Here is a 20,465-nt window from a genome sequence, read left to right as displayed (position 1 = left end):
TAGTGAAAAAAGATGACATCCGCCGTGATGCGATTCACCGGTCGTTTGTCTCTACTTTCAGTTGTTTTTTAAGCCCTTTGTATCTTGTTAGTTGAATACGGGCTAAGTTCTGTGCAAAAAAGAGACGCAGTCGTAGGAAGTGTATGCTGACGAACGAATGTGGCTGTTCTGTGAGTGCAACCCTCCCTTGAGTCTTTAGTGACTCGGCGGTCAGGCTCCTATTTTTGCTGTGAGTTTTAAACGCCCTTCTGTATCGTATCTTTATTCAGCTTTGCTGGCTGCGAAAAGAAACCGTTTTCTTTTTATGGTATAATGGCCTTGAGACAAAGAAACGAGGTGATGTCATGAGAGAAGTTGTTAAAACACTGTTTGGCCGAATTGACACGCAGGATATTTATAGCTACACATTTGAAACGGATACTGGCTACCGTTTAACCAGTATGCCTTATGGTGCTACGATACTGAATTATGTGACGCCGGATAAAGACGGGCATTTTGCCAATATTAACCTGCGCTTTGACCGTTTGGAAGACTATCTGGTTAAAGGTCCGAAATTTGGTGCCAGCGTTGGTCCGGTTGCCGGCCGCATTGGCCAGGGCAAGTTTGAATTAAATGGGAAGACCTATCAGCTGCCGCAAAATAATAAGACTAATAATATGCACAGCGGGTTAGATGGTATTCATGTCGCATTGTTTGAGGTTGAAGAGCTGACGGATTGTTCTGTAACTTTCTATACTGAGCGTGCCGATGGCTTCGGCGGTTTTCCCGGTCCTGTTAAAATTTGGATTACGCACAGCTTAGCAGAGAATGGGACATTGACGCTGACTTACGAAGCAACTGCGGATAAGGATACTCTTTTCAATCCGACAAATCACGCTTATTTCAATCTCAGCGGGGATAAGTCCCAGCTAATTGATGACTTTCAGCTTAAGCTTAATGTAACAGGCTATTATCCCTTGAATGAAGCCAGCCTGCCAACTGAAACAATCGACAGTCAGAGTGATTTTGTACAGAAACTGATGGCAGGAACAGCTATTGGAGCGATCAGACAATCATCACATCCGCAAATCCGCCTGGCTGGCGGTATTGATCATCCTTTTGCGATTGATCCAAAACAAGAGGCAGCAGCAGAATATTATGATCCTAAGTCGGGACGCCTGCTGACTGTTGAGACTGACTGTGACTGTCTGATTGTCTATACTGCAAATAACTATAATGATTTTACCAAATCTAAGGGCCATCCGGCTCACAATGGCTTAGCCTTGGAAACTCAGGCTATTCCTGATGCGATTCATCGTGCAGAGAAAGGTCAGGTTATTTTACGAGCCGGTCAGTTTTTAAAAACCTCAACGCGTTACCGTGCGACAGTTAGATAGTTAGATAGGGAGCCATCACTAAAACGATTCTAGTGATGGTTTTTATTTCTACCATTTGTCAAGTGTATCAAGGCTTTAGATGTCAATTATTTTAAAGACGGCAGCTCATGTTGGGTTACTGTCTTGTTTTTTCGAGTTTCCCAATTTCAAAAATTGTACGCAAAAACAACACCCTATTTGAAAATTTTTGATAAGGTGTTACAGTGTTACAATGATGAAGCGTAACCGATTTTACCGATTTTGGGTTGAAGTGTAATCGTAAAGTTGGTTATGCGTTATAAGGTAATACATTGTCCTGATGAGGCGATGTATAGAGGCAATCGTGTGTGGCTTGGTTGAAGTTGTCTGCGATTGCCTTTTTCGTTTCTCATAAAAATCGGCGATATGACAAGGATTAGTGTGGCTGGCAGAAGCGATGTTATGAATACACTTAAACAGAATCTTTCTGGCATAGGGATTCCCCCGTTTAGTGATGTATTCTTGAGCTAGGAAATTGCCCGATTCATAGTGTCTGAGGTCAATGCCAATAAAGGCGTTGATTTGGTTGGCAGACTGAAAACGACGAATGTCACCTAGTTCGCCAATAATGCTTGTCGCTGTTGTTTCAGCGATACCAGGTATAGACAGTAAGATGTCGTATTCTGGTAATGGTTGAGCGAGTTGCACCATGTCATCTAATAGCGCTTGTCTGCGTTCAGAAAGTCTAAGCCATTCTTGAGCATAGTAACGGACCTCTTCAAGTATTGGAGAGGTTTTCTTGACGGCAGAGTAGCTTTGTTTAGTCAGTTCAAGCATTTTATCCGCCAAAGCAGCCACACGCTTTTCAGAAATGCGTTTTGAAGTAGACTGCCGGATACTATTTGATAGCTCATCTTTGTTCAAATCGAGCACGAAATCTTTGCTCGGAAAAGTAGAGACCAAGTTCCAGTATTGTTCACCTGTTGGTGTTGACAAGATAGTCTCCAAGTTCGGAAAAGTTACCTGCAAGACCTTATGAAGACGGTTTTTAGCACGGACACTATCCTCAGTCAGGTTCTGATAGAATCGGCTGAGGTCACGTAGTTCTTGATAAACTGGTTCTTGGACATAGCTTGATTTGCGATTGAGGACGAATTGAGATGCCGCTAATTTTTCAGCGTCAATCTTGTCCGTTTTACGGACACGCAAGTGATCGAGTTGCTTCTTAGCTTCCAAGGGATTGAGCCGTGTATAAGCGTAGCCCTTGTTCTCCAGAAAGCTCTGAAGACGGCGTGAATAACCCCCTGTTGCTTCAAAGACAATCTCAGGCTGGTGGACGGTCTCTAAGTCGCCCAGTAACCGAGAAAATCCAATGGCATCATTTGTCATAGTATAGCTATGAACCTTATCACCATTGACCAAAATAGCCACTTCTGAACTCGCCTTACTCACATCAATTCCGAAAACTGCACGCATGATATTACCTCTTTGTCTTGATTGCTTCCCTATTTTAGTGATGTCATTTTCAATACCCGACGTTAAACGCCCCACATACTTTGATAACATTCTCTCTAAAATAGGTGTCTTGCCAGTTTTATATACGACGTCTAGCGTCAAAAACCCCTACAACTTAACAAGACACCTCTACTTAACACAAAGAAAAAGTAGTGAGTACTCTCTCCCGTCGGAGATTTCCTCACTACTAATCTTAGTATGTTTTATAGCAATATTTGAACAGCTAGGACTTTTAAAGCAGTTCAAGCTTAAAGGGCTTGTTGATCCAGATGAGAAAGAGAAGCCGTTAAAAAAACAATCACCTTGACTTGTAGTTAACTGTAAGTGCTGCACTGTTAAACAGTGAAAAGATGAAAGCTTAGATTGTCGGCTGTACGGCAAAGCAGTATTTGGCTTATGCAAGGACATATTTCCCAAACAGCGGCGGTACTTATCTCCAAGTACTGCTCTCTGCCTGCTGTCTTTGCCTTATTGAACTGTTGATAATCAAAATACTTATATCATCACACAGGTTTCTGAAAAATATCATATTAGCCCCAATACCCTGAGCTATTATGAGCGTATCGGACTTTTACCGTCAGTTCCGCGAAAAAACAATGGCAACCGTTGCTTTACAGACGATTTGAACAAATGGCTGGAGATGGTTATCTGTTTTCGGCACTCGGGAATTCCTATTGAGGCTCTGCTGCGTCAGCAGCGGGAGATGCTTCTGGAAAAAGAAAAGCAAGCTAATTTACAGCGCAGTATTGACCGCTTAAGCCGTAAAATTAGCCTTTATGAAACGGGTGAAATTCTGCAAGATGACAGCTGGAAACAAAGCTAAGAAATTAACAGTTTGCAGCATAAAATCAGACTGAAAGCGGGACATCATTTTTTAAATACTTTTACATAGAGAAGGAATTATACTAGAGGTGCTAATTCTATTAGATGGCAAGTATAATTGAGGCAAGCTAAAACTGCCTGCATTATGACGCTAAATTCTCATTATCATCATTTGCAATATAGTTATTCTCAACGGTTTGTCTTCAATTTATAAATTTGTGCTTTTAAAGCCCTCATATCTTAACAGATTTGGGATATTTAAGGGGGAATCTGAGAGTCAATCAGCAGAATAAGATTATTATTCTTGGATTCTTTTGCTAATAACATTGGAAACACTTGACCGCTGTGCCGCATTTTTCAGTTTATTCGCCGGATGTTTTGGTGTTTTAACTAGCTTTTTGAGACTTAGCTTCACTCAGTGCACAAAAAACAGAGAGTGGGACAAAAATCGGTAAATCGTCATAAAATGCCGATTTCGATTTTGCTGTCCCACCTCCTCACAGTTGATTAGGGAGGTCGCTATCCCTAGATTGACCAGGGATAAGAATTTCCAATTAACCACTGCGTCAAACGCATCCATCTAAAAAAGTTATAGGGGCAGGAACTTTTGTCCCAGCCTCTGTAACTATATGATATAAAATAAGTCATTTTGATATTTTACCAACTACCCAATTAGCAACTTTTTGTGAAAGAAGAATCGGTCCTGTAATAACTGGATAGTAGCCCCCTTTAATATCAAATAATTCTTTATCAGTCAATGGCTTGGTTTTTTTCATATTAGACTTCCTTTCTATTTTTTTATGTCTCCAGTATACAGTAAAACAAAAAAAGTAACATGACTTGTAAGTCAGGTTTAAATAATTATTTAATAGGCAGCGGGAATTAACATTTTTTACGTATAGTAAAGTATAAGCTGATTAACATTGCTACATATCGGTTAATTTAATAGCCATAAATTAGTATCTTCTGTATCTTACGTATAGTAGCTCTAAAAATTTGTGCAAAGTCAACTACTTACAAAAATTATAAAGAGTGTTACTTGTTTTTTCAGTACTGCTATGCTATACTAAAAATCAATTAAAACGAATTCGTGAGATATTTTTTTATTATACAGTATCAAAACAATTTGGAGACTGCTATGGATCATATTAAAAGCGCAATTGGGAAAAAAATTCGAAGTACGAGAATTAATAAAGGATTGACACAAGCAGATATTTGCGATGATGAATCGGAATTTACACTTAGACAATTAGCAAGAATTGAGAATGGACAGGCAATGGTGACAATTCCTAAACTTTTATTTTTAGCTAAAAAATTGGAGATTCCGATTCAAGATTTAGTTGATATCGAAAAAATAGAGATTCCGAAGCGTTATTTAGAATTAAAAAATAGACTTATCAAAAGTCATACCTATGGCGATAAGGAGAGAATTGCTAAACAGGAAGAAATATTTGATGAAATTTATAATAACTATTATGATTTCCTTCCTGAAGAAGAACAGTTACTAGTTGAGGCTCTACAGGTACAACTAAATGTTTTTACGAGTAGGGATATAGGTTTTGCTTTAGGCTTTTTAGAGGAATATTTCCAACAAATACTCACCAAAAAGAACTACAGCTACAATGATTTGCTGATTGTATATGTCTATTTTACGTGTTGTGCAATGGGGCTTGAAGATAAAGAGTACTTTGATGAACTTTCGAAAAAAGTTCTACTTCATGTTGATTATAGTGACTTAGAAAAACTTTATCTAGTAGAGAGGGTTTTACTGAGCATTCTTGTTCAAGTTGATCCTACAGAGTATTTAATTTATACAAAAATATTTAGAGAAATTATGAAGGAATCTAATCATTTTCAGCATAAGCCAGTAGTCTATGTTTTCGAAGCAAAATACTATTTAGATATCGAACAAAATAAAAATAAAACAATAGAGTCTTATGATAAAGCTATTATGTTTGCTAAAATGCTCAATGATGAAGTATTAGCGAGAAATATTGAAATAGAAAAAAAGAATGATTTAACAACCTGACTCAAAAGTCATGTTATTTTTTAATTTTTTTCAGTATACTAAAGCCATAGATATAAAATTTAAGTAAAAGAAAGGAGAGCACAATGGTTTTAATTTCTGGTCCATTGGAAGTTTGCCCATGGATTCTAGTATGAAATACGGAATAGAATTTGGATGCATAGAATATCAAAAATTATGATTAAAAAACATACTAATCTAAAATGTCAATGTCTATGTAGAACTGACGTAAATCATAGGCTTTTCAAAATTATTTTATTTACTTAAAATTTTAATTAATTGTAGGGCTGTTAATTTAAAGATGATAAAATTGATAAATCTTCGATAGAGTTAGCTGAAAATGATATTCTTATAGCATTGAAATCGTTTGTTTCGTTCTTGACAAAGCAAAATATATGAAGAAAGGTGGTAATTTACTATGACTAAATTTGGAGTAATGGATAGTATTTCTAAAAACTACATGGCTCTTTCGGATAAAGAGTTGATGAATACAGAGGGGGGAATTGTAGTTACAGGCACAGCAGTAGGAATAGGTGTTGGAATTTTTACAGGAAGTTTTGCAGTAGGATATGCTATTGGACAAAGTACTAAAAGATAACAGATTTTAGTAGCAAAGGAGTAAAAATGATTATTACAGGAAAACACATTTTTAACCTGGTATATGTATTTAATTTAATTTTTCATACTCTTTTTATCAGTTATCAATTAATACAGCATAATACACTTGACGCTGCTTATCTAATTGTAGCAGGTGCTAGTGTTGCAGTAACAACATTAATTTATATTATAACTAAAGAGAGTAAGCTGGGTACGTAAATTAGAGATATAATGTAAAGGAGGATATTATGACTAAATTTGAAACAATAGATAATATTGCTAAGAACTATGTAGAACTTTCGGATAAAGAGTTGATGGAAACGGAGGGCGGTTCAATTACTTTAACAACAGGAGCGTTGATTGGGCTTGGTCTAGGAGCAGCTGGATTTGGAGCAGGATATTATTTTGGTCATAAGTAAAAGAGGCAAATAAATATGATGAGGATGGGATAGCCACTATGTGTACACTTGTCTTTATCTTATGGAATTTGTCCTATATTCTTAATGGTTTAAAAATAACTTATTGGTTCAATATAGATTTAATTCCGCTACCTATTGTAGTTATTCTACATCTAGTTATTTATGAAGGGAGTAGAATAATTACAGGTAGTTAATCAATTTACAGAAAAAATCTGTTCTTCGCTTGACGCTAAGACAAGTGGAGAACAGATTTTAGCAATAAAAAAATGATTATCACAGAAAAACACATTTTTATCAGTAATCAACTAATATAACATAATACATTTGATACTATTTATTTAATTATAGCAGCGAGTTTAGGAATAGGATTTGCTGGAGGCTACACCTAGCTAGAATTTTTGGTTGAAATACTAAGCAATATAACTAAGAATTATACGACTCTTTCATACAAAGAGTTAATGCAATTGAAAGTGGAATTAGGTCTGTAGTATTACTGCTAGACATATTTTTAGTTGTAAAAAAGATGGTATTAACGAAAAAATTTGAACTTTTTTTCAGTTCAGCAACCTGACTTAGGAGTCATGTTGCTTTTTTATATTTTCAGATATACTAAGACCTAAGACCATAAAAAAGAAAGCTATAAAAACTAAGTAAAAGGGAGGAGAACGCAATGGCATTAATTTCAGCTCCATTAGTAACTTGTGTATAGTTTATGGGATGAAATACAGAATAGAATCCCAAAGTATAGAATATCAGACAATTATTATTGAAAATGAGACCGATTTAGAGTGTCTATGTAGAGGTGAGGTAAATCATAGACTCTTCAAAATTATTTACTTAGAATCTTGGTCGACTATAGAATTATTATACAAAGAAGGTAAAATTTATCAATTTCAGAGTTAATATAAATTAAGGGGTGAAAAAGATGTTTTGGGAAGCAATTATTATAGCATTGAAAACGCTAGCTTAGTTTAAATAATAAAAATATATTTTAAAGAAAGGTGGTAAAAACCACGACAAAATTTGAAACTATGGACAATGTAACTAAAAACTATGTGACTCTTTCAGAAGAAGAGCTAAAGGCGATAGAAGGTGGAATTGTACCAGTTATTGCAATTTGGGCAACAGCTGCAGGTGTAGGCTTCTCTGGAGGTATCGCTGTCGGTCTAAATTATGTTAATCGTCATTGATAACATAAAAGAAAGTAGGTCGGATATGAAAGAATTTTATGAATATAGATATGCTATTCTATTCATAGTTATAGCATGTATTGGATTTTTAGCAGGAATTGCTGTAGGACTTAATAGTTTAAACTAAAGTGAGGTAAAATTATGAAAAATGATATGACAAGAAAAATTGATAATGTTGTAAAATTCGAAGAATTAACATCTGAAGAATTGCAACAAATTTCTGGTGGAATTGCTCCAATATTAATTGGTGTTGGTGTCGCTGCAAGTCTTGGTGGAGGTTTTGCTGCAGGCTACACTTTGGCTAGAGTTTTTGGTTAAACTGAGGGAGAAGATATTATGACAAAATTTGAGCAAATGAATAGTATGAACCAAAAATTTGTACCACTTTTAGATGAAGAATTAATGGCAGTAGAAGGTGGTGCTCTTCTTACAACCACTATTGCAGGAGTCGCAGCTTGGAAAATTATTGGTGGAGCAGGATTAGTCGGAGCAGGTATTGGTGTTGGATATTTGGTAAATAAATAAAGGAGTATTTTATGGAATTAGCAGTAAACAAATTTGTGGAATTAACAGATGAAGAATTGATGGAAATCGAAGGTGGCGGAGTAGGTGTTGCCATTGCTTTATTTATGGCAGGATACACCATTGGAAAGGATATCGCACAACGAGGTAAATAAATATGGTACAGGATAGGATAACCACTATATCTACAATTATTTTTATATTATGGAGTCTATCCTACCTTCTTCATGATTTAGGAATAATTTCATGGTTCAATATGGATTTAATTCCATTACCTATCGTAATTATCTTATATCTGGCTATCTATGAAGGCAGTAAGAAATTTGCAGGTAGTTAATTAATAATATAAAAGTGGAGTTACTAAGGGGATAGGTATAATTAACTATGAATAATATCAATATAAATTTAGGAACACTTCTCCCTAAAATGACTACTATATTACCATTGGTAGTAATTACAATGAATATTATTAGTCATTTATACTTACAAAAATCAATGAGTAACCCAGAATATACTTGAATGGTATTAGGTTTAATTGCCTCTGGGTATTTTGAAAAAGTCATAGAGTAGAAAATATTTAATATTTTATAAAGCAATGTGGCTTTAAGCTAGGTTGCTTTTATTTATTTGATAAACTACGGAAATTAATATAAAAAGATATCTACAAATGTATTGCATTGCTAGTACTGTAGTAATGACAATAGACCATAACAGTATAAAAAGAAATTTAATATGTCTAAAAAACCACTGGTAATTCCTATTTTCAATTAAAAAAATAGTGTATGACAAAAAGAATAATATTTCTAATGGGAGAATTTATGAAATTTAAGAAAAAACATTATCGTGCTCAAGTTGATACAAGAGACTGTGGTGTGGCGGCTTTAGCAATGATTTTTGATTTTTATGGCTCCTACTATTCTTTAGCAACCTTACGAGAGCTTGCACAAACTACCCAAGAGGGAACAACAGCCTTTGGTTTAGTAAAAGTTGCCGAAGGAGAGGGGTTTGAGACCCGTGCTTTTCGTGCTGATATGTCTCTCTTTGATGAGGATATCATCTATCCATTTATAGCTCATGTGCTTAAAAATGGTAATTTGATGCACTATTATGTCGTTACAGGGTGTGATAAAAAGACTATTCACATTGCTGACCCTGACCCTAGTGTAAGATTAACTAAAATACCACGAGAACGTTTTGAAAAAGAGTGGACGGGAACAGCGATATTTATAGCACCAGCACCTAGTTATAAAGTTCATAAAGAACAAAAAGATAGTTTGCTATCATTTATTCCGCTTTTAGCTCGCCAAAAGGGATTGATAGTTAATATTGTGGTGGCAACATTCTTAGTGACAATAATAAATATTGTCGGTTCTTATTACCTTCAATCTATAATTGATACTTATATTCCACAACAGATTAAAAATACACTTAGCATAATTTCTTTTGGCTTAATTATTGTTTACTTACTACAGCAACTAATCGCTTACGCACAAGAATACCTCTTATTGGTACTTGGTCAACGTTTATCTATTGATGTCATTTTATCTTATATCAAACATATTTTTCATTTACCAATGTCCTTTTTTGCTACCAGAAGAACAGGGGAAATTATATCACGTTTTACTGATGCTAACTCCATTATCGATGCACTTGCAAGTACCATCCTTTCAATCTTTTTAGATGTTTCTACTGTCATTATTGTTTCAATCGTTCTATTTTCACAAAATAGCAACTTATTCTTTATCAGCTTATTAGCTTTACCTATTTATACGATTATCATTTTTTCTTTTATGAAACCATTCGAACGTATGAATCAGGAATCTATGGAAGCTAATGCGGTATTATCATCATCCATTATTGAAGATATTAATGGTATCGAAACAATCAAATCTTTAACAAGTGAAAAACAACGTTACCAAAAAATCGATAGAGAGTTTGTCACTTATCTAAAAAAATCATTTGCTTATGGCAAAGCAGAAAGTGCGCAAAAGATACTCAAAAAATTAGCTCAATTATTACTAAATGTTGGGGTCCTTTGGCTTGGAGCAAACTTGGTGATGGATAATAAAATGACTTTAGGACAGCTTATTACCTATAATACTTTATTAGTCTATTTTACTAATCCGTTGGAAAACCTAATTAATCTTCAAACAAAACTCCAAACAGCTAAGGTTGCTAATAATCGTTTAAATGAAGTTTATTTAGTTAAGTCAGAATTTGAAGATAAGAAAACAGTTCATGATATAAATAATTTTAGTGGTAATATCACTCTTAAAGATGTTAGCTATAGCTATGGTTATGGACAAGAAGTTCTTTCAGAGATCAAATTAACAATCAAGGCTGGTAGCAAATTATCATTTGTTGGTATTTCAGGGTCAGGAAAGACAACTCTAGCTAAAATGTTAGTTAATTTTTATAGTCCAACTAAGGGAGAAATTCTTTTAGATGGTGTTAATTTCAATGAAATTGATAAAGAAAGTTTACGTCGATATATTAATTACTTGCCACAAAAACCTTATGTATTTAACGGTACTATTCTTGATAATTTGTTGTTAGGCGCTAAAGAAGGTACAAGCCAAGAAGATATTTTTAGGGCTGTTCAGTTAGCTGAAATAAAATCAGATATTGAAGCTATGCCGCTTAGTTATCAAACAGAATTAACAACGGATGGAGTAGGAATTTCTGGAGGACAAGGTCAGCGTATTGCTCTTGCAAGAGCATTGCTGACTGATTCTCCGATACTTATTTTGGACGAAGCAACAAGCAGTTTAGATGTTCTTACGGAAAAGAAAATTCTTGATAATTTAATGGCTTTAGATAAAACATTGATCTTTATAGCGCATCGATTAACAATTTCTGAAAGAACAGAGCATATTGTTGTTCTTGATAAAGGAAAAATTATTGAAGAGGGAAATCATAAAGAATTACTGCAGAAGCAAGGTTTTTATGCTCACTTAGTAAACAGTTAGGAGAATATTATGTATAAAGAATTATTAGAGAGCTCTGAATTTTATCAAAAGCGGCATCACAATTTTTCGACTAGACTTATCCTGCCTGTTTTTGGTTTATTAGTATTTTTTGTTATTTTCCTAATTTTTATGAAAAAAGAAATCACTTTGCAAAGTACAGCAACTATTGAACCTGTAAAGGTGTTATCACAAATACAATCGACTAGCAATAACAAAATTAAAACAAATAATCTTTCTGAAAATGCTACCGTAAAAGAAGGGGATTTGCTGATTGAGTATGCTTCTGAAATTGAGTCCGTTCAAAAAGAAAACGCTGAGCAACAATTGGAGTCATTAAATCAACAAAAATCACAGTTAGAACTGCTAAAAACGAGTATTGAAAATGATAGTAATCAGTTTGATAGAGAGGATTCTTTTGGTTACTTACAACGCTTTGAAGATTATTTAAGCCAAAAACAAACACTAGCAGGTGAAGTTGAACAAGAAAATAGTACAATATCTTCTCAAAATTCATCAGCGATTGATACACAAATTACAATAGGAAATATTATGAGCGATATTTCTCAAAAAATCTCTGATTATCAAAACCTAAAAAATGCAATTTCTTCAGGTGAAACAATTGATAGTTCAAATACTGGTTATTTTATCTATCTAGTTTATAATGCCCAAAATCTATCATCGTTGAATGAGGATGATAAGGAAGCTCTTAAAACGCAGACTATTTCACAGATAGATACGCAAATTAACCAACTTCAAACAGAATTATCCAGCTATCAAATTCAATATTCAAGCTCTGGAACTCAACAAGCCTATAATTCTAGTTTAGATAGTCAATTGTCATCATTAAAAGCACAAAAAATAGTAGAAGTTAGTCAAGAAATGACTGCTTTAGACCAAAGAATTCAAGAATCGGCTAGTGAGCTTGAGCTTCAAAAGTACGCCTTAGATGCAACCAAAATTCTATCTACTAATACAGGTATTGTACATGTAAATCCGGAGGTTATTGATTCTGAAATTATTTCTGAAGGGACGACTATTGCTCAGATTTATCCATCAATAGAAGAAAAAAAAGAAGTTAACATTGAGACCTATATACCTTCTGATGCTATATCAATTTTAGAAGTTGGTGATGAAGTAAAATTTAAAATGCAGGATTCTGCAAATAATGATACAACACTTACTTCTAAAATTACAAGTATTGATTCAAATGCTACACAAACAGAAGAAGGGAACTATTTTAAAGTTATTGCAAAGACAAGACTGTCTAAAAAACAAGTGGGAAAACTTAAGTACGGTATTTCTGGTAATCTTGTCATCATAACAGGTGAAAAGACGTACTTCAATTATTATATTGATCAATTTTTAAACTAATATATAGCTGCTGCTATATCCTAAAAAGAGGTAAGAGAGTATTTTTAGGTGAACAGTAACAAGTTTATCTAGTAAAAAGGTTCTGTAGTTTCAGCGAAAAGATCGATATTTGCTATGCGTGGTACGTATGCTTCTATACTGTAAAAGTAATTTTCAAAATGATTTTTTAGATTTATACTAAACTCATCAACAGTTATGGAGGACATTATAATGAAAAATATTTTGATTCTCGGTGCTAACGGACAGATTGCCCGTATTGTTGCAGAACGTTTGCTGGCAGAACAGCCAGAGACATATTTAACTTTGTACTTGCGCAACAGCAGTCGTGTCAATGACTTAGCAAAAAACGCTGAGCGTGTTGATGTTGTGGAGGGGGATATTTATGATCTTGAAACTCTAACCAAAGCAACAGCAGGTCAGGACTTGGTTTTCATTTCCAATGTTGACCATGATCCCAACAACCGCATCACTCAAAATGTTATTGATGCGATGAAAGCAAACGGTGTTAACCGTGTCGTGGCCTCAAATGTTCTTGGAATTTATAATGAAGTTCCGGATGAATTTGGCCGCTGGAATCGGGAAACAATCGGTCAAAGCGGATTAAGCAGCGCTCTGCGCTCCGATAAACTTTTAGAAGAATCAGAGCTCGACTACACGACCTTGCGTTTACCTTGGCTCAACGATCGCAATGAAATAGATTATGTTATTACTCATAAAAATGAAGAGTATGTAGGGGTGTCCGGTTCACGTAAGAGTATGGCAGATGTTGTCGTACGCATTGCTGAGAATTTTGATTTTCTCAAAAATGACAGCGTCGGTATTGCAAATGCTGCTACACAGGGCAAAACAAGACCAGTTTATTAATGATTTGAAACTGATTACGGCCTAAGCCCTTTGTATCTTGCTGAAGCTGAAAATCTGATTCTGAATTGCTGCGAAGCTAAGACTTTTATGTCTGGCTTCGTTTTATTTTTAGTCAAGAAACGTGAAAATAACAGTATATTGCCTTATAGAGCAGATAGCGTTTGAAAATATGACGTGGATTTGTTATGATGAGCTTATAAAAGATAAAGGAGTTCACTTGCAAGGCAGAATTATTAAATCTCTGGCTGGCTTTTATTATGTTGAGTCAGAGGGGAATGTTTACCAGACTCGGGCGCGCGGTAATTTCAGAAAAAAAGGGGAGACCCCTTATGTCGGAGATTTGGTAGACTTTACAGCAGCTCAGCATTCTGAAGGCTATATTTTAAAAATTTATGAAAGAAAGAACAGCCTTGTCCGCCCGCCTATTGTTAATGTTGATCAGGCTGTAGTGGTGATGTCGGCTAAAGAGCCGGATTTCAATCCAAATTTATTGGATAGATTTTTGGTTTTATTAGAACATAAAAGGATCTGTCCGCTGGTTTATATTTCCAAAATGGACTTGCTGACGGACAGCCGGGAGATGGAGATGGTCCGAGCACGGTATGAAGATATCGGCTATCGCTTTTTTTCGAAAACAGCAGAGCTGCCGCTTGTATTAAGAGACCGCATAACCGTTTTTATGGGGCAGACCGGTGTCGGGAAATCGACGCTTCTGAATCAGCTGGAACCGGAACTGCAGTTAAAAACAGCGGCCATATCCGACAGTCTTGGCCGCGGCCGTCATACGACACGGGCTGTCAGCCTATATGATGTCTGCGGCGGAAAAGTTGCAGACACCCCGGGTTTTTCTTCTCTGAATTACGAAATAACAGATAGTGAAAGTCTGACAGCTGCTTTCCCAGAGATAAAGGCAGCCAGTTTTTCTTGCAAATTCCGTTCCTGCACCCATACACATGAGCCGGACTGCGCTGTGAAAACAGCCCTGGAACAGGGAGAGATATGGCAGCAGCGCTATGAGCATTACCTGCAGTTTCTAAGTGAAATTGAGAACCGGCGTGAAACGTATCAAAAACTCAGTAAAAGAAAGTAGGTTAGACTATGACGTTATCCCACAAAATGGCTCCTTCTATTTTGGCGGCCGACTATGCTGATTTTGCTTCAGAGCTGCAGCGCATAGAAGCAGCAGGTGCTGAATATGTTCACATCGATATTATGGATGGTCAGTTTGTTCCTAATATCAGCTTTGGTGCCGGGGTGGTAGCCAGTATGCGCCGGCATAGTAAACTGGTCTTTGACTGCCACTTGATGGTGGTCGACCCCGAGCGTTATGTCACTGCTTTTGCTCAGGCCGGAGCCGATATCATGACTGTTCATACCGAAGCGACCAGCCATATTCACGGAGCTCTGCAAAAAATTAAAGCGGCGGGGATGAGAGCTGGGGTAGTGATTAATCCCGGAACACCTGTTACGGCGCTGGAGCCGCTCTTAGGCTTAGTTGACCAAGTTTTGATAATGACAGTCAATCCTGGATTCGGTGGACAGGCTTTTATTCCTGAATGTCTGGCTAAAGTCAAGGCAGTAGCCCGTCTTCGTAAGCAGCACGGCCTCGATTTTGATATTGAAGTGGATGGAGGGGTGGATCAGCATACCATCAAAGCCTGTGCTGACGCTGGAGCCAATGTGTTTGTAGCAGGATCCTATCTCTTTAAGGCTCAGGACCTAACAGCTCAGCTGCAGACGCTGCGAAAGGCCTTGGATGATTAGAGCTGCCTTATTTGTCAGCGGAGACCTGACCTGTTTTTCCGGTGATTTTGATTATCTGGTCGGAGCTGATCGTGCCTGCCTGACCATGCTTGAACAAGGATTGCCTTTAGATTTGGCGGTTGGTGATTTTGATTCTGTGACAGCGGAGGAACTTGCAGTTATTCAGCAATCGGCTCAGGAACTTGTTTCAGCGACTGCAGAAAAAGATGACACGGATACGGAGCTGGCTTTAAAAACGATTTTTACCAGATTTCCTCAAGCTCAAGTCACTATCTTTGGTGCTTTTGGCGGACGGATTGATCATATGCTGGCTAATCTTTTTTTGCCCAGCGATCCGGACTTGGCGCCTTTTATGAGGCAAATCGAGCTGCGTGATGCAGCTAATACCGTATGTTTTCTGCCCAGCGGGCAGCATCAAATTGTACAAGATGAAGGGATGGCTTACATTTCTTTTTTGACAGACAGCGATGCTGACCTAACTATCACCGGAGCTAAGTACGAGCTGACCTCCAAGCATTTTTTTAAGAAGAAGATTTACACCAGCAATGAATTTATCGGCCGGCCGATTACTGTTCAGTGCGATTCGGGCTATCTTCTTGTGATTCAGAGCAAAGACAGGAGCTGAGATGCAAATTTTCTTAATCATTATTGCCATTGCAACTTTACTTCTTACACTTTTGCTGCTGTTAAAGATCAGTGAGCTTAAGGGTGAATTAGCGGACAAACTGGATAATAATGCTGATGATCTTTCGGACCAGCTTTCTTATCAGCTGAATCTGGCCCAGAAAGACCAGATGCTGGAGATAAACCATCAGCTTAACCGTCTGCAGACAGAAATCTATCAGCAGCAGAATGATTTACGCGATGTCCTCCAGCAGAATCTGACCGAAAGCCGCGATCGGTCGGACCAGCGCTTATCTGCTATTGAAACAAGTCTGTCTCAGTCCGTTAAAGACCTTCAGGTCTCCAATGAAAAGCGTCTGGAGCAAATGCGCCAGACGGTGGAAGAAAAGTTGGAGCAAACGCTGCAGAGCCGTCTTCAGGCCTCCTTTGCTGCTGTCTCCAAGCAGCTTGAGAGTGTCAATCAGGGCCTTGGAGAGATGCGCTCTGTCGCTCAGGATGTCGGAACGCTTAATAAAGTTCTGTCAAACACTAAAACTCGCGGTATTTTAGGTGAATTGCAGCTCGGTCAGATTATCGAAGATATCATGACAGAAAACCAGTACGAGCGTGAGTTTGTAACAGTATCAGGTACAGCTGAGCGTGTTGAATATGCGATTAAACTGCCTGGAACAAAGCAAGGAGAATATGTTTATCTGCCGATTGACTCCAAATTTCCGCTGGAGGACTACTACCGTTTGGAGGAAGCTTACGAAACAGGGCGCAAAGAAGAGATAGAAACCCAAAGGAAGGCTCTTCTTGCTGCTATCAAGCGGTTTGCCAAGGATATTAATAAAAAATACCTTAAACCGCCTGAAACGACTAATTTTGCTGTTATGTTTTTGCCGACAGAGGGGCTTTATGCCGAAGCTGTCCGTCAGCCAGCGTTTTTTGACAGTCTGCGGCGGGAAGAAAATATCGTAGTAGCAGGTCCATCAACCTTGACCGCCTTGCTTAATTCACTTTCTGTAGGTTTTAAAACCCTGAATCTTCAGAAAAATGCCGATGATATCAGCAAGATTTTGGGAAATGTAAAAGCTGAATTCAATAAATTCGGCAGCCTGCTGACTAAGGCACAAAAGCAGCTGAATACTGCAAATAAAACATTAGGAAGCTTACTGACAACACGAACCAATGCTATCGTCCGTGCGCTTGATCGGGTGGAAACCTATCAAGAGCAAGAAAACGGCTCACTGCTTGACCTCCCGCAGTTAGAAGACGAGGAAAACGATGAAGATTAGTCAAATGAAAAAAGATGAGCTTTTCGAAGGCTTCTATCTTATCAAATCAGCTGAAGTTCGAAAGACCCGTGCGGGCAAAAATTACATTGCCTTTACCTTTCAGGATGACAGCGGTGAAATTTCAGGCAATCTTTGGGACGCTCAGCCCTATAATATCAGCGAGTTTACTGCCGGCAAGGTTATTCATATGAAAGGCCGCAGAGAAGTTTACAACGGAACTCCCCAAGTTAACCAAATTACGCTGCGGCACCCCCAAGCCGGCGAACCGAACGATCCGGCTGATTTTAGGGAAAAACCGCCGGTAGATGTCTCTGATGTCAAAGATTACCTTGAACAGATGATGTTCAAAATTGAAAATGCCGTTTGGCAGCGCCTTGTTCGCAGTCTCTACCGCAAATTTGCCAAGGAATTCTTTACTTATCCGGCTGCTAAGACGAATCACCATGCCTTTGAATCCGGTTTAGCCTATCACACAGCGACAATGGTACGCTTGGCAGACAGTATCGGGGATATCTATCCCGAGCTGAATAAGAGCCTCCTTTTTGCCGGTATTATGCTGCATGATCTTGCCAAAGTTATCGAGCTGTCCGGGCCGGACAATACGGAGTATACAATCCGCGGAAATTTGATTGGGCATATTGCGCTTATTGATGAAGAAATCACCAAAGCGCTGCTGGAGCTCAATATTGATGATACGAAAGAAGACGTTATTGTTTTGCGGCATGTTATCTTGAGCCATCACGGGCAGCTGGAATACGGCAGCCCGGTTCGTCCGCGGATTATGGAGGCTGAAATTATTCATATCATTGACAATTTGGATGCGGAGATGATGATGATGACAACGGCTTTGAAACGCGTTGAGTCAGGCGAGATGACCAGCCGGATCTTTGCTATGGACAACCGCCCCTTCTACAAACCGAAGTCCAAATAATAAAGGGCAACACTATCCGCCGGACAGCAGTTTTGAAAACAAATTCTATTATAATGACAAAGGAATTTTAACTTAATGAAGAAAAAATCTATGAAGCTGAGACGAAGTGAACGCATGGTTGTCATTTCCAATTATTTGCTCAATAACCCTTATAAATTAACGAGTCTGAGCACTTTCGCTTCACAGTATGAAGCAGCCAAGTCTTCGATTTCAGAAGACATTGCCATTATCAAGAAAGCTTTTCAGGAAGCTGGGATTGGGGAGATTGAAACCATTACCGGCGCCAACGGCGGTGTTTTATTCCGGCCGACGATTGCCAGATCAGAAGCGCGTGCGCTGGTAGAAGATTTACGTGAACGCCTGTCAGAAAGTGACCGTATTTTACCCGGCGGCTATATCTACTTGTCAGATTTGCTCAGCACTCCTAAAATTTTGCAGAATGTCGGACGAATTATGGCAGATGCTTTCAAAGGACAGGCGATTGATGCTGTCATGACAGTAGCGACTAAGGGTGTCCCTCTGGCCAATGCAGTTGCCAATATCCTCAATGTGCCTTTTGTCATTGTGCGGCGTGATTTAAAAATTACCGAAGGCTCTACGGTATCTGTCAATTATGCCAGCGGATCAAGCGGCCGGATTGAAAAAATGTTCCTATCTAAGCGCAGTCTCAAGCCAAACAGCAGAGTTTTGATTGTTGATGATTTTCTCAAAGGCGGGGGAACTATTTCGGGCATGATCAGTTTGCTGGATGAATTTGACTGTCAGCTGGTCGGTGTGGCCGTTTTTGCTGAGAATATTCAGCAAAGACAGGACAGAAAAGATTACAAGTCTTTGCTTAAAGTATCTGATATCGATATAAAGGACCATAAAATAACTGTTAAGATCGGCAATATCTTTGATTAATAGGAAAAACAAACAAGCCTGTTTGGGTATTGCTCCTGTCTTGGTTATTAGTCTGCGAAAAGCTCGGCTCTTTAAAGCGTCTCCGCTTTTTGAGCAGCTGAATTTCAGCAGAAAAAGTATTTGACAGAAAGTGCCGTTTATGTTACTATACTAAGCGGTACTTTTTACTTTTGGTCTCTCAAAAGTGTACAGAGACGTGCTGACAATTGTTGCAAAAGTACACACAGAAAAGAAGATGGTCACCAATCTTTCTTTCAACCAAAAATAAAAATGATACAGGAGAATGTAGATGCCTACAATTAATCAGTTGGTACGTAAACCACGTAAATCTAAAGTAGAAAAATCGAAATCACCGGCTCTGAATGTTGGCTACAACAGCCATAAAAAAGTGCAGACTAATATTCCTTCACCCCAAAAGCGCGGTGTGGCAACACGTGTCGGCACAATGACGCCGAAAAAGCCTAACTCTGCCCTTCGTAAGTTTGCCCGTGTCCGTTTGAGCAACCTCATTGAAGTAACTGCCTATATCCCAGGGATTGGGCACAACCTTCAAGAACACAGCGTTGTGCTTATCCGCGGCGGCCGGGTTAAAGACCTTCCCGGTGTCCGCTACCATATTGTCCGCGGTGCCCTTGATACTGCCGGTGTAACTGATCGGAAGCAAGGCCGTTCGAAGTATGGGACTAAAAAACCAAAAGCATAAGAAGGGAGCATGAGAAATGAGTCGTAAAAACCAAGCGCCAAAGCGTGAAGTATTACCGGATCCGTTGTACAATTCAAAACTTGTGACACGTCTTATCAACCGTGTTATGCTTGATGGGAAACGCGGAACAGCTGCAAGCATTGTTTACGGTGCTTTCGAACAAATCAAAGAAGCAACAGGGAATGATGCTTTAGAAGTTTTTGAAACAGCAATGGAAAATATTATGCCTGTCCTTGAAGTTCGTGCCCGCCGTGTCGGCGGTTCCAACTACCAAGTGCCAGTGGAAGTGCGTCCGGAACGCCGGACTACACTCGGTCTTCGCTGGCTGGTTACAATTTCCCGTGGCCGCGGCGAACATACTATGCAAGATCGTCTGGCTAAAGAAATTATGGATGCAGCCAATAATACAGGGGCAGCTGTTAAGAGACGGGAAGACACTCATCGTATGGCTGAAGCTAACCGTGCCTTTGCTCACTTCCGCTGGTAAGACTGCGGCATAAGGTGTTAATCAGGTACAGCGACGATTAAAAGATGCTGCCTTTGTTTTGAGTTTAAATGTGCTCGCTAAGGAAGCTGCCAAGTCGGTTTATATGAATTTATAGACTTGAGACCTGTCACCAAACCGCATAAATGA

The 20,465-nt window shown here is 38.3% G+C and carries 23 protein-coding genes; 21 read left to right on the top strand and 2 right to left on the bottom strand.

Features of this window, described 5'->3' with window-relative positions:
- Window positions 1-344 precede the first annotated feature (344 nt).
- Window positions 345-1,376, top strand: coding sequence for an aldose epimerase family protein (locus tag A0O21_RS08715; protein WP_067064339.1), 1,032 nt, complete (start codon window positions 345-347; stop codon window positions 1,374-1,376).
- A 231-nt stretch (window positions 1,377-1,607) separates the two neighbouring features.
- On the opposite strand, the gene A0O21_RS08710 is transcribed toward A0O21_RS08715, so the two are convergent.
- A complete protein-coding gene (locus tag A0O21_RS08710; protein ID WP_067064337.1) occupies window positions 1,608-2,810 on the bottom strand; it encodes an IS110 family RNA-guided transposase in 1,203 nt (400 codons plus the stop codon).
- Between the two features lie 538 nt (window positions 2,811-3,348).
- Here A0O21_RS08710 and A0O21_RS08705 point away from each other — a divergent pair.
- Entirely contained in the window at window positions 3,349-3,672 is a 324-nt protein-coding gene (locus A0O21_RS08705; RefSeq protein ID WP_067064335.1) for a MerR family transcriptional regulator, read from the top strand.
- A gap of 643 nt (window positions 3,673-4,315) precedes the next feature.
- Here A0O21_RS08705 and A0O21_RS11095 read toward each other — a convergent pair.
- Entirely contained in the window at window positions 4,316-4,447 is a 132-nt protein-coding gene (locus tag A0O21_RS11095) for a hypothetical protein (RefSeq protein WP_257722076.1), read from the bottom strand.
- Window positions 4,448-4,809: 362 nt separating this feature from the next.
- Between A0O21_RS11095 and A0O21_RS08700 the strand changes: the two genes are divergently transcribed.
- From A0O21_RS08700 to rpsG, 19 genes are all read left to right on the top strand, one after another.
- Window positions 4,810-5,700: a helix-turn-helix domain-containing protein gene (locus A0O21_RS08700; RefSeq protein ID WP_067064333.1), complete on the top strand. Its 891-nt coding sequence runs from the start codon at window positions 4,810-4,812 to the stop codon at window positions 5,698-5,700.
- 415 nt (window positions 5,701-6,115) lie between these two features.
- Window positions 6,116-6,295 (top strand): class IIb bacteriocin, lactobin A/cerein 7B family, encoded by a 180-nt coding sequence (locus A0O21_RS08695; RefSeq protein WP_227806866.1) that lies wholly within the window; start codon window positions 6,116-6,118, stop codon window positions 6,293-6,295.
- A 26-nt stretch (window positions 6,296-6,321) separates the two neighbouring features.
- Window positions 6,322-6,513 (top strand): hypothetical protein, encoded by a 192-nt coding sequence (locus tag A0O21_RS08690; protein WP_067064331.1) that lies wholly within the window; start codon window positions 6,322-6,324, stop codon window positions 6,511-6,513.
- 29 nt (window positions 6,514-6,542) lie between these two features.
- A complete protein-coding gene (locus tag A0O21_RS10675) occupies window positions 6,543-6,713 on the top strand; it encodes a class IIb bacteriocin, lactobin A/cerein 7B family (protein ID WP_082854440.1) in 171 nt (56 codons plus the stop codon).
- A gap of 1,001 nt (window positions 6,714-7,714) precedes the next feature.
- Window positions 7,715-7,903 (top strand): class IIb bacteriocin, lactobin A/cerein 7B family, encoded by a 189-nt coding sequence (locus tag A0O21_RS08685; RefSeq protein WP_067064329.1) that lies wholly within the window; start codon window positions 7,715-7,717, stop codon window positions 7,901-7,903.
- 141 nt (window positions 7,904-8,044) lie between these two features.
- Window positions 8,045-8,221, top strand: a complete 177-nt coding sequence (locus A0O21_RS08680; protein WP_067064327.1) for a class IIb bacteriocin, lactobin A/cerein 7B family — start codon at window positions 8,045-8,047, stop codon at window positions 8,219-8,221.
- Window positions 8,222-8,239: 18 nt separating this feature from the next.
- On the top strand, window positions 8,240-8,428 hold the full coding sequence (locus A0O21_RS08675) for a hypothetical protein (protein WP_067064325.1): 189 nt from the start codon (window positions 8,240-8,242) through the stop codon (window positions 8,426-8,428).
- A gap of 11 nt (window positions 8,429-8,439) precedes the next feature.
- Window positions 8,440-8,580, top strand: a complete 141-nt coding sequence (locus tag A0O21_RS08670) for a class IIb bacteriocin, lactobin A/cerein 7B family (RefSeq protein ID WP_067064323.1) — start codon at window positions 8,440-8,442, stop codon at window positions 8,578-8,580.
- 663 nt (window positions 8,581-9,243) lie between these two features.
- Window positions 9,244-11,394, top strand: a complete 2,151-nt coding sequence (comA, locus tag A0O21_RS08660) for a peptide cleavage/export ABC transporter ComA (protein ID WP_067065258.1) — start codon at window positions 9,244-9,246, stop codon at window positions 11,392-11,394.
- Between the two features lie 9 nt (window positions 11,395-11,403).
- A complete protein-coding gene (locus A0O21_RS08655; RefSeq protein ID WP_067064319.1) occupies window positions 11,404-12,765 on the top strand; it encodes a bacteriocin secretion accessory protein in 1,362 nt (453 codons plus the stop codon).
- A gap of 210 nt (window positions 12,766-12,975) precedes the next feature.
- Complete coding sequence (locus A0O21_RS08650; RefSeq protein ID WP_067064317.1) at window positions 12,976-13,629, top strand: NAD(P)H-binding protein; 654 nt, start codon at window positions 12,976-12,978, stop codon at window positions 13,627-13,629.
- A 217-nt stretch (window positions 13,630-13,846) separates the two neighbouring features.
- The gene (gene rsgA / locus A0O21_RS08645) at window positions 13,847-14,719 is read left to right on the top strand and encodes a ribosome small subunit-dependent GTPase A (protein ID WP_067064315.1); all 873 of its coding nucleotides are present in this window, start codon (window positions 13,847-13,849) and stop codon (window positions 14,717-14,719) included.
- An 8-nt stretch (window positions 14,720-14,727) separates the two neighbouring features.
- Window positions 14,728-15,393, top strand: coding sequence for a ribulose-phosphate 3-epimerase (rpe, locus tag A0O21_RS08640; protein WP_067064313.1), 666 nt, complete (start codon window positions 14,728-14,730; stop codon window positions 15,391-15,393).
- Window positions 15,386-16,018, top strand: a complete 633-nt coding sequence (locus tag A0O21_RS08635; RefSeq protein WP_067064310.1) for a thiamine diphosphokinase — start codon at window positions 15,386-15,388, stop codon at window positions 16,016-16,018. The genes rpe and A0O21_RS08635 overlap by 8 nt, the downstream gene beginning before the upstream one ends.
- 1 nt (window position 16,019) lies before the next feature.
- Window positions 16,020-17,294, top strand: a complete 1,275-nt coding sequence (locus A0O21_RS08630) for a DNA recombination protein RmuC (RefSeq protein WP_067064308.1) — start codon at window positions 16,020-16,022, stop codon at window positions 17,292-17,294.
- Window positions 17,284-18,225, top strand: coding sequence for a 3'-5' exoribonuclease YhaM family protein (locus A0O21_RS08625; RefSeq protein ID WP_067064306.1), 942 nt, complete (start codon window positions 17,284-17,286; stop codon window positions 18,223-18,225). The genes A0O21_RS08630 and A0O21_RS08625 overlap by 11 nt, the downstream gene beginning before the upstream one ends.
- 90 nt (window positions 18,226-18,315) lie before the next feature.
- Complete coding sequence (gene purR / locus A0O21_RS08620; RefSeq protein ID WP_067065255.1) at window positions 18,316-19,128, top strand: pur operon repressor; 813 nt, start codon at window positions 18,316-18,318, stop codon at window positions 19,126-19,128.
- A 289-nt stretch (window positions 19,129-19,417) separates the two neighbouring features.
- Entirely contained in the window at window positions 19,418-19,831 is a 414-nt protein-coding gene (rpsL, locus tag A0O21_RS08615; protein ID WP_067064304.1) for a 30S ribosomal protein S12, read from the top strand.
- Window positions 19,832-19,847: 16 nt separating this feature from the next.
- Window positions 19,848-20,318, top strand: a complete 471-nt coding sequence (gene rpsG, locus A0O21_RS08610) for a 30S ribosomal protein S7 (RefSeq protein ID WP_067064302.1) — start codon at window positions 19,848-19,850, stop codon at window positions 20,316-20,318.
- Window positions 20,319-20,465 lie beyond the last annotated feature (147 nt).

The organism is Streptococcus pantholopis (assembly GCF_001642085.1).
GTDB classification, from domain to species: domain Bacteria; phylum Bacillota; class Bacilli; order Lactobacillales; family Streptococcaceae; genus Streptococcus; species Streptococcus pantholopis.
The sequence above is the reverse complement of the archived record's forward strand: the minus strand, read 5'-3'. Positions and strand labels throughout refer to the sequence as shown.

Excerpts from the sequence above, each read along its gene's own strand:
- A0O21_RS08715 (WP_067064339.1), top strand. The coding sequence starts at position 345 with ATGAGAGAAGTTGTTAAAACACTGTTTGGCCGAATTGACACGCAGGAT.
- A0O21_RS08710 (WP_067064337.1), bottom strand. The coding sequence starts at position 2,810 with ATGCGTGCAGTTTTCGGAATTGATGTGAGTAAGGCGAGTTCAGAAGTG.
- A0O21_RS11095 (WP_257722076.1), bottom strand. The coding sequence starts at position 4,447 with ATGAAAAAAACCAAGCCATTGACTGATAAAGAATTATTTGATATTAAA.
- A0O21_RS08700 (WP_067064333.1), top strand. The coding sequence starts at position 4,810 with ATGGATCATATTAAAAGCGCAATTGGGAAAAAAATTCGAAGTACGAGA.
- A0O21_RS08695 (WP_227806866.1), top strand. The coding sequence starts at position 6,116 with ATGACTAAATTTGGAGTAATGGATAGTATTTCTAAAAACTACATGGCT.
- A0O21_RS08690 (WP_067064331.1), top strand. The coding sequence starts at position 6,322 with ATGATTATTACAGGAAAACACATTTTTAACCTGGTATATGTATTTAAT.
- A0O21_RS10675 (WP_082854440.1), top strand. The coding sequence starts at position 6,543 with ATGACTAAATTTGAAACAATAGATAATATTGCTAAGAACTATGTAGAA.
- A0O21_RS08680 (WP_067064327.1), top strand. The coding sequence starts at position 8,045 with ATGAAAAATGATATGACAAGAAAAATTGATAATGTTGTAAAATTCGAA.
- A0O21_RS08675 (WP_067064325.1), top strand. The coding sequence starts at position 8,240 with ATGACAAAATTTGAGCAAATGAATAGTATGAACCAAAAATTTGTACCA.
- A0O21_RS08670 (WP_067064323.1), top strand. The coding sequence starts at position 8,440 with ATGGAATTAGCAGTAAACAAATTTGTGGAATTAACAGATGAAGAATTG.
- comA (WP_067065258.1), top strand. The coding sequence starts at position 9,244 with ATGAAATTTAAGAAAAAACATTATCGTGCTCAAGTTGATACAAGAGAC.
- A0O21_RS08655 (WP_067064319.1), top strand. The coding sequence starts at position 11,404 with ATGTATAAAGAATTATTAGAGAGCTCTGAATTTTATCAAAAGCGGCAT.
- A0O21_RS08650 (WP_067064317.1), top strand. The coding sequence starts at position 12,976 with ATGAAAAATATTTTGATTCTCGGTGCTAACGGACAGATTGCCCGTATT.
- rpe (WP_067064313.1), top strand. The coding sequence starts at position 14,728 with ATGACGTTATCCCACAAAATGGCTCCTTCTATTTTGGCGGCCGACTAT.
- A0O21_RS08635 (WP_067064310.1), top strand. The coding sequence starts at position 15,386 with ATGATTAGAGCTGCCTTATTTGTCAGCGGAGACCTGACCTGTTTTTCC.
- A0O21_RS08630 (WP_067064308.1), top strand. The coding sequence starts at position 16,020 with ATGCAAATTTTCTTAATCATTATTGCCATTGCAACTTTACTTCTTACA.
- A0O21_RS08625 (WP_067064306.1), top strand. The coding sequence starts at position 17,284 with ATGAAGATTAGTCAAATGAAAAAAGATGAGCTTTTCGAAGGCTTCTAT.
- purR (WP_067065255.1), top strand. The coding sequence starts at position 18,316 with ATGAAGCTGAGACGAAGTGAACGCATGGTTGTCATTTCCAATTATTTG.
- rpsL (WP_067064304.1), top strand. The coding sequence starts at position 19,418 with ATGCCTACAATTAATCAGTTGGTACGTAAACCACGTAAATCTAAAGTA.
- rpsG (WP_067064302.1), top strand. The coding sequence starts at position 19,848 with ATGAGTCGTAAAAACCAAGCGCCAAAGCGTGAAGTATTACCGGATCCG.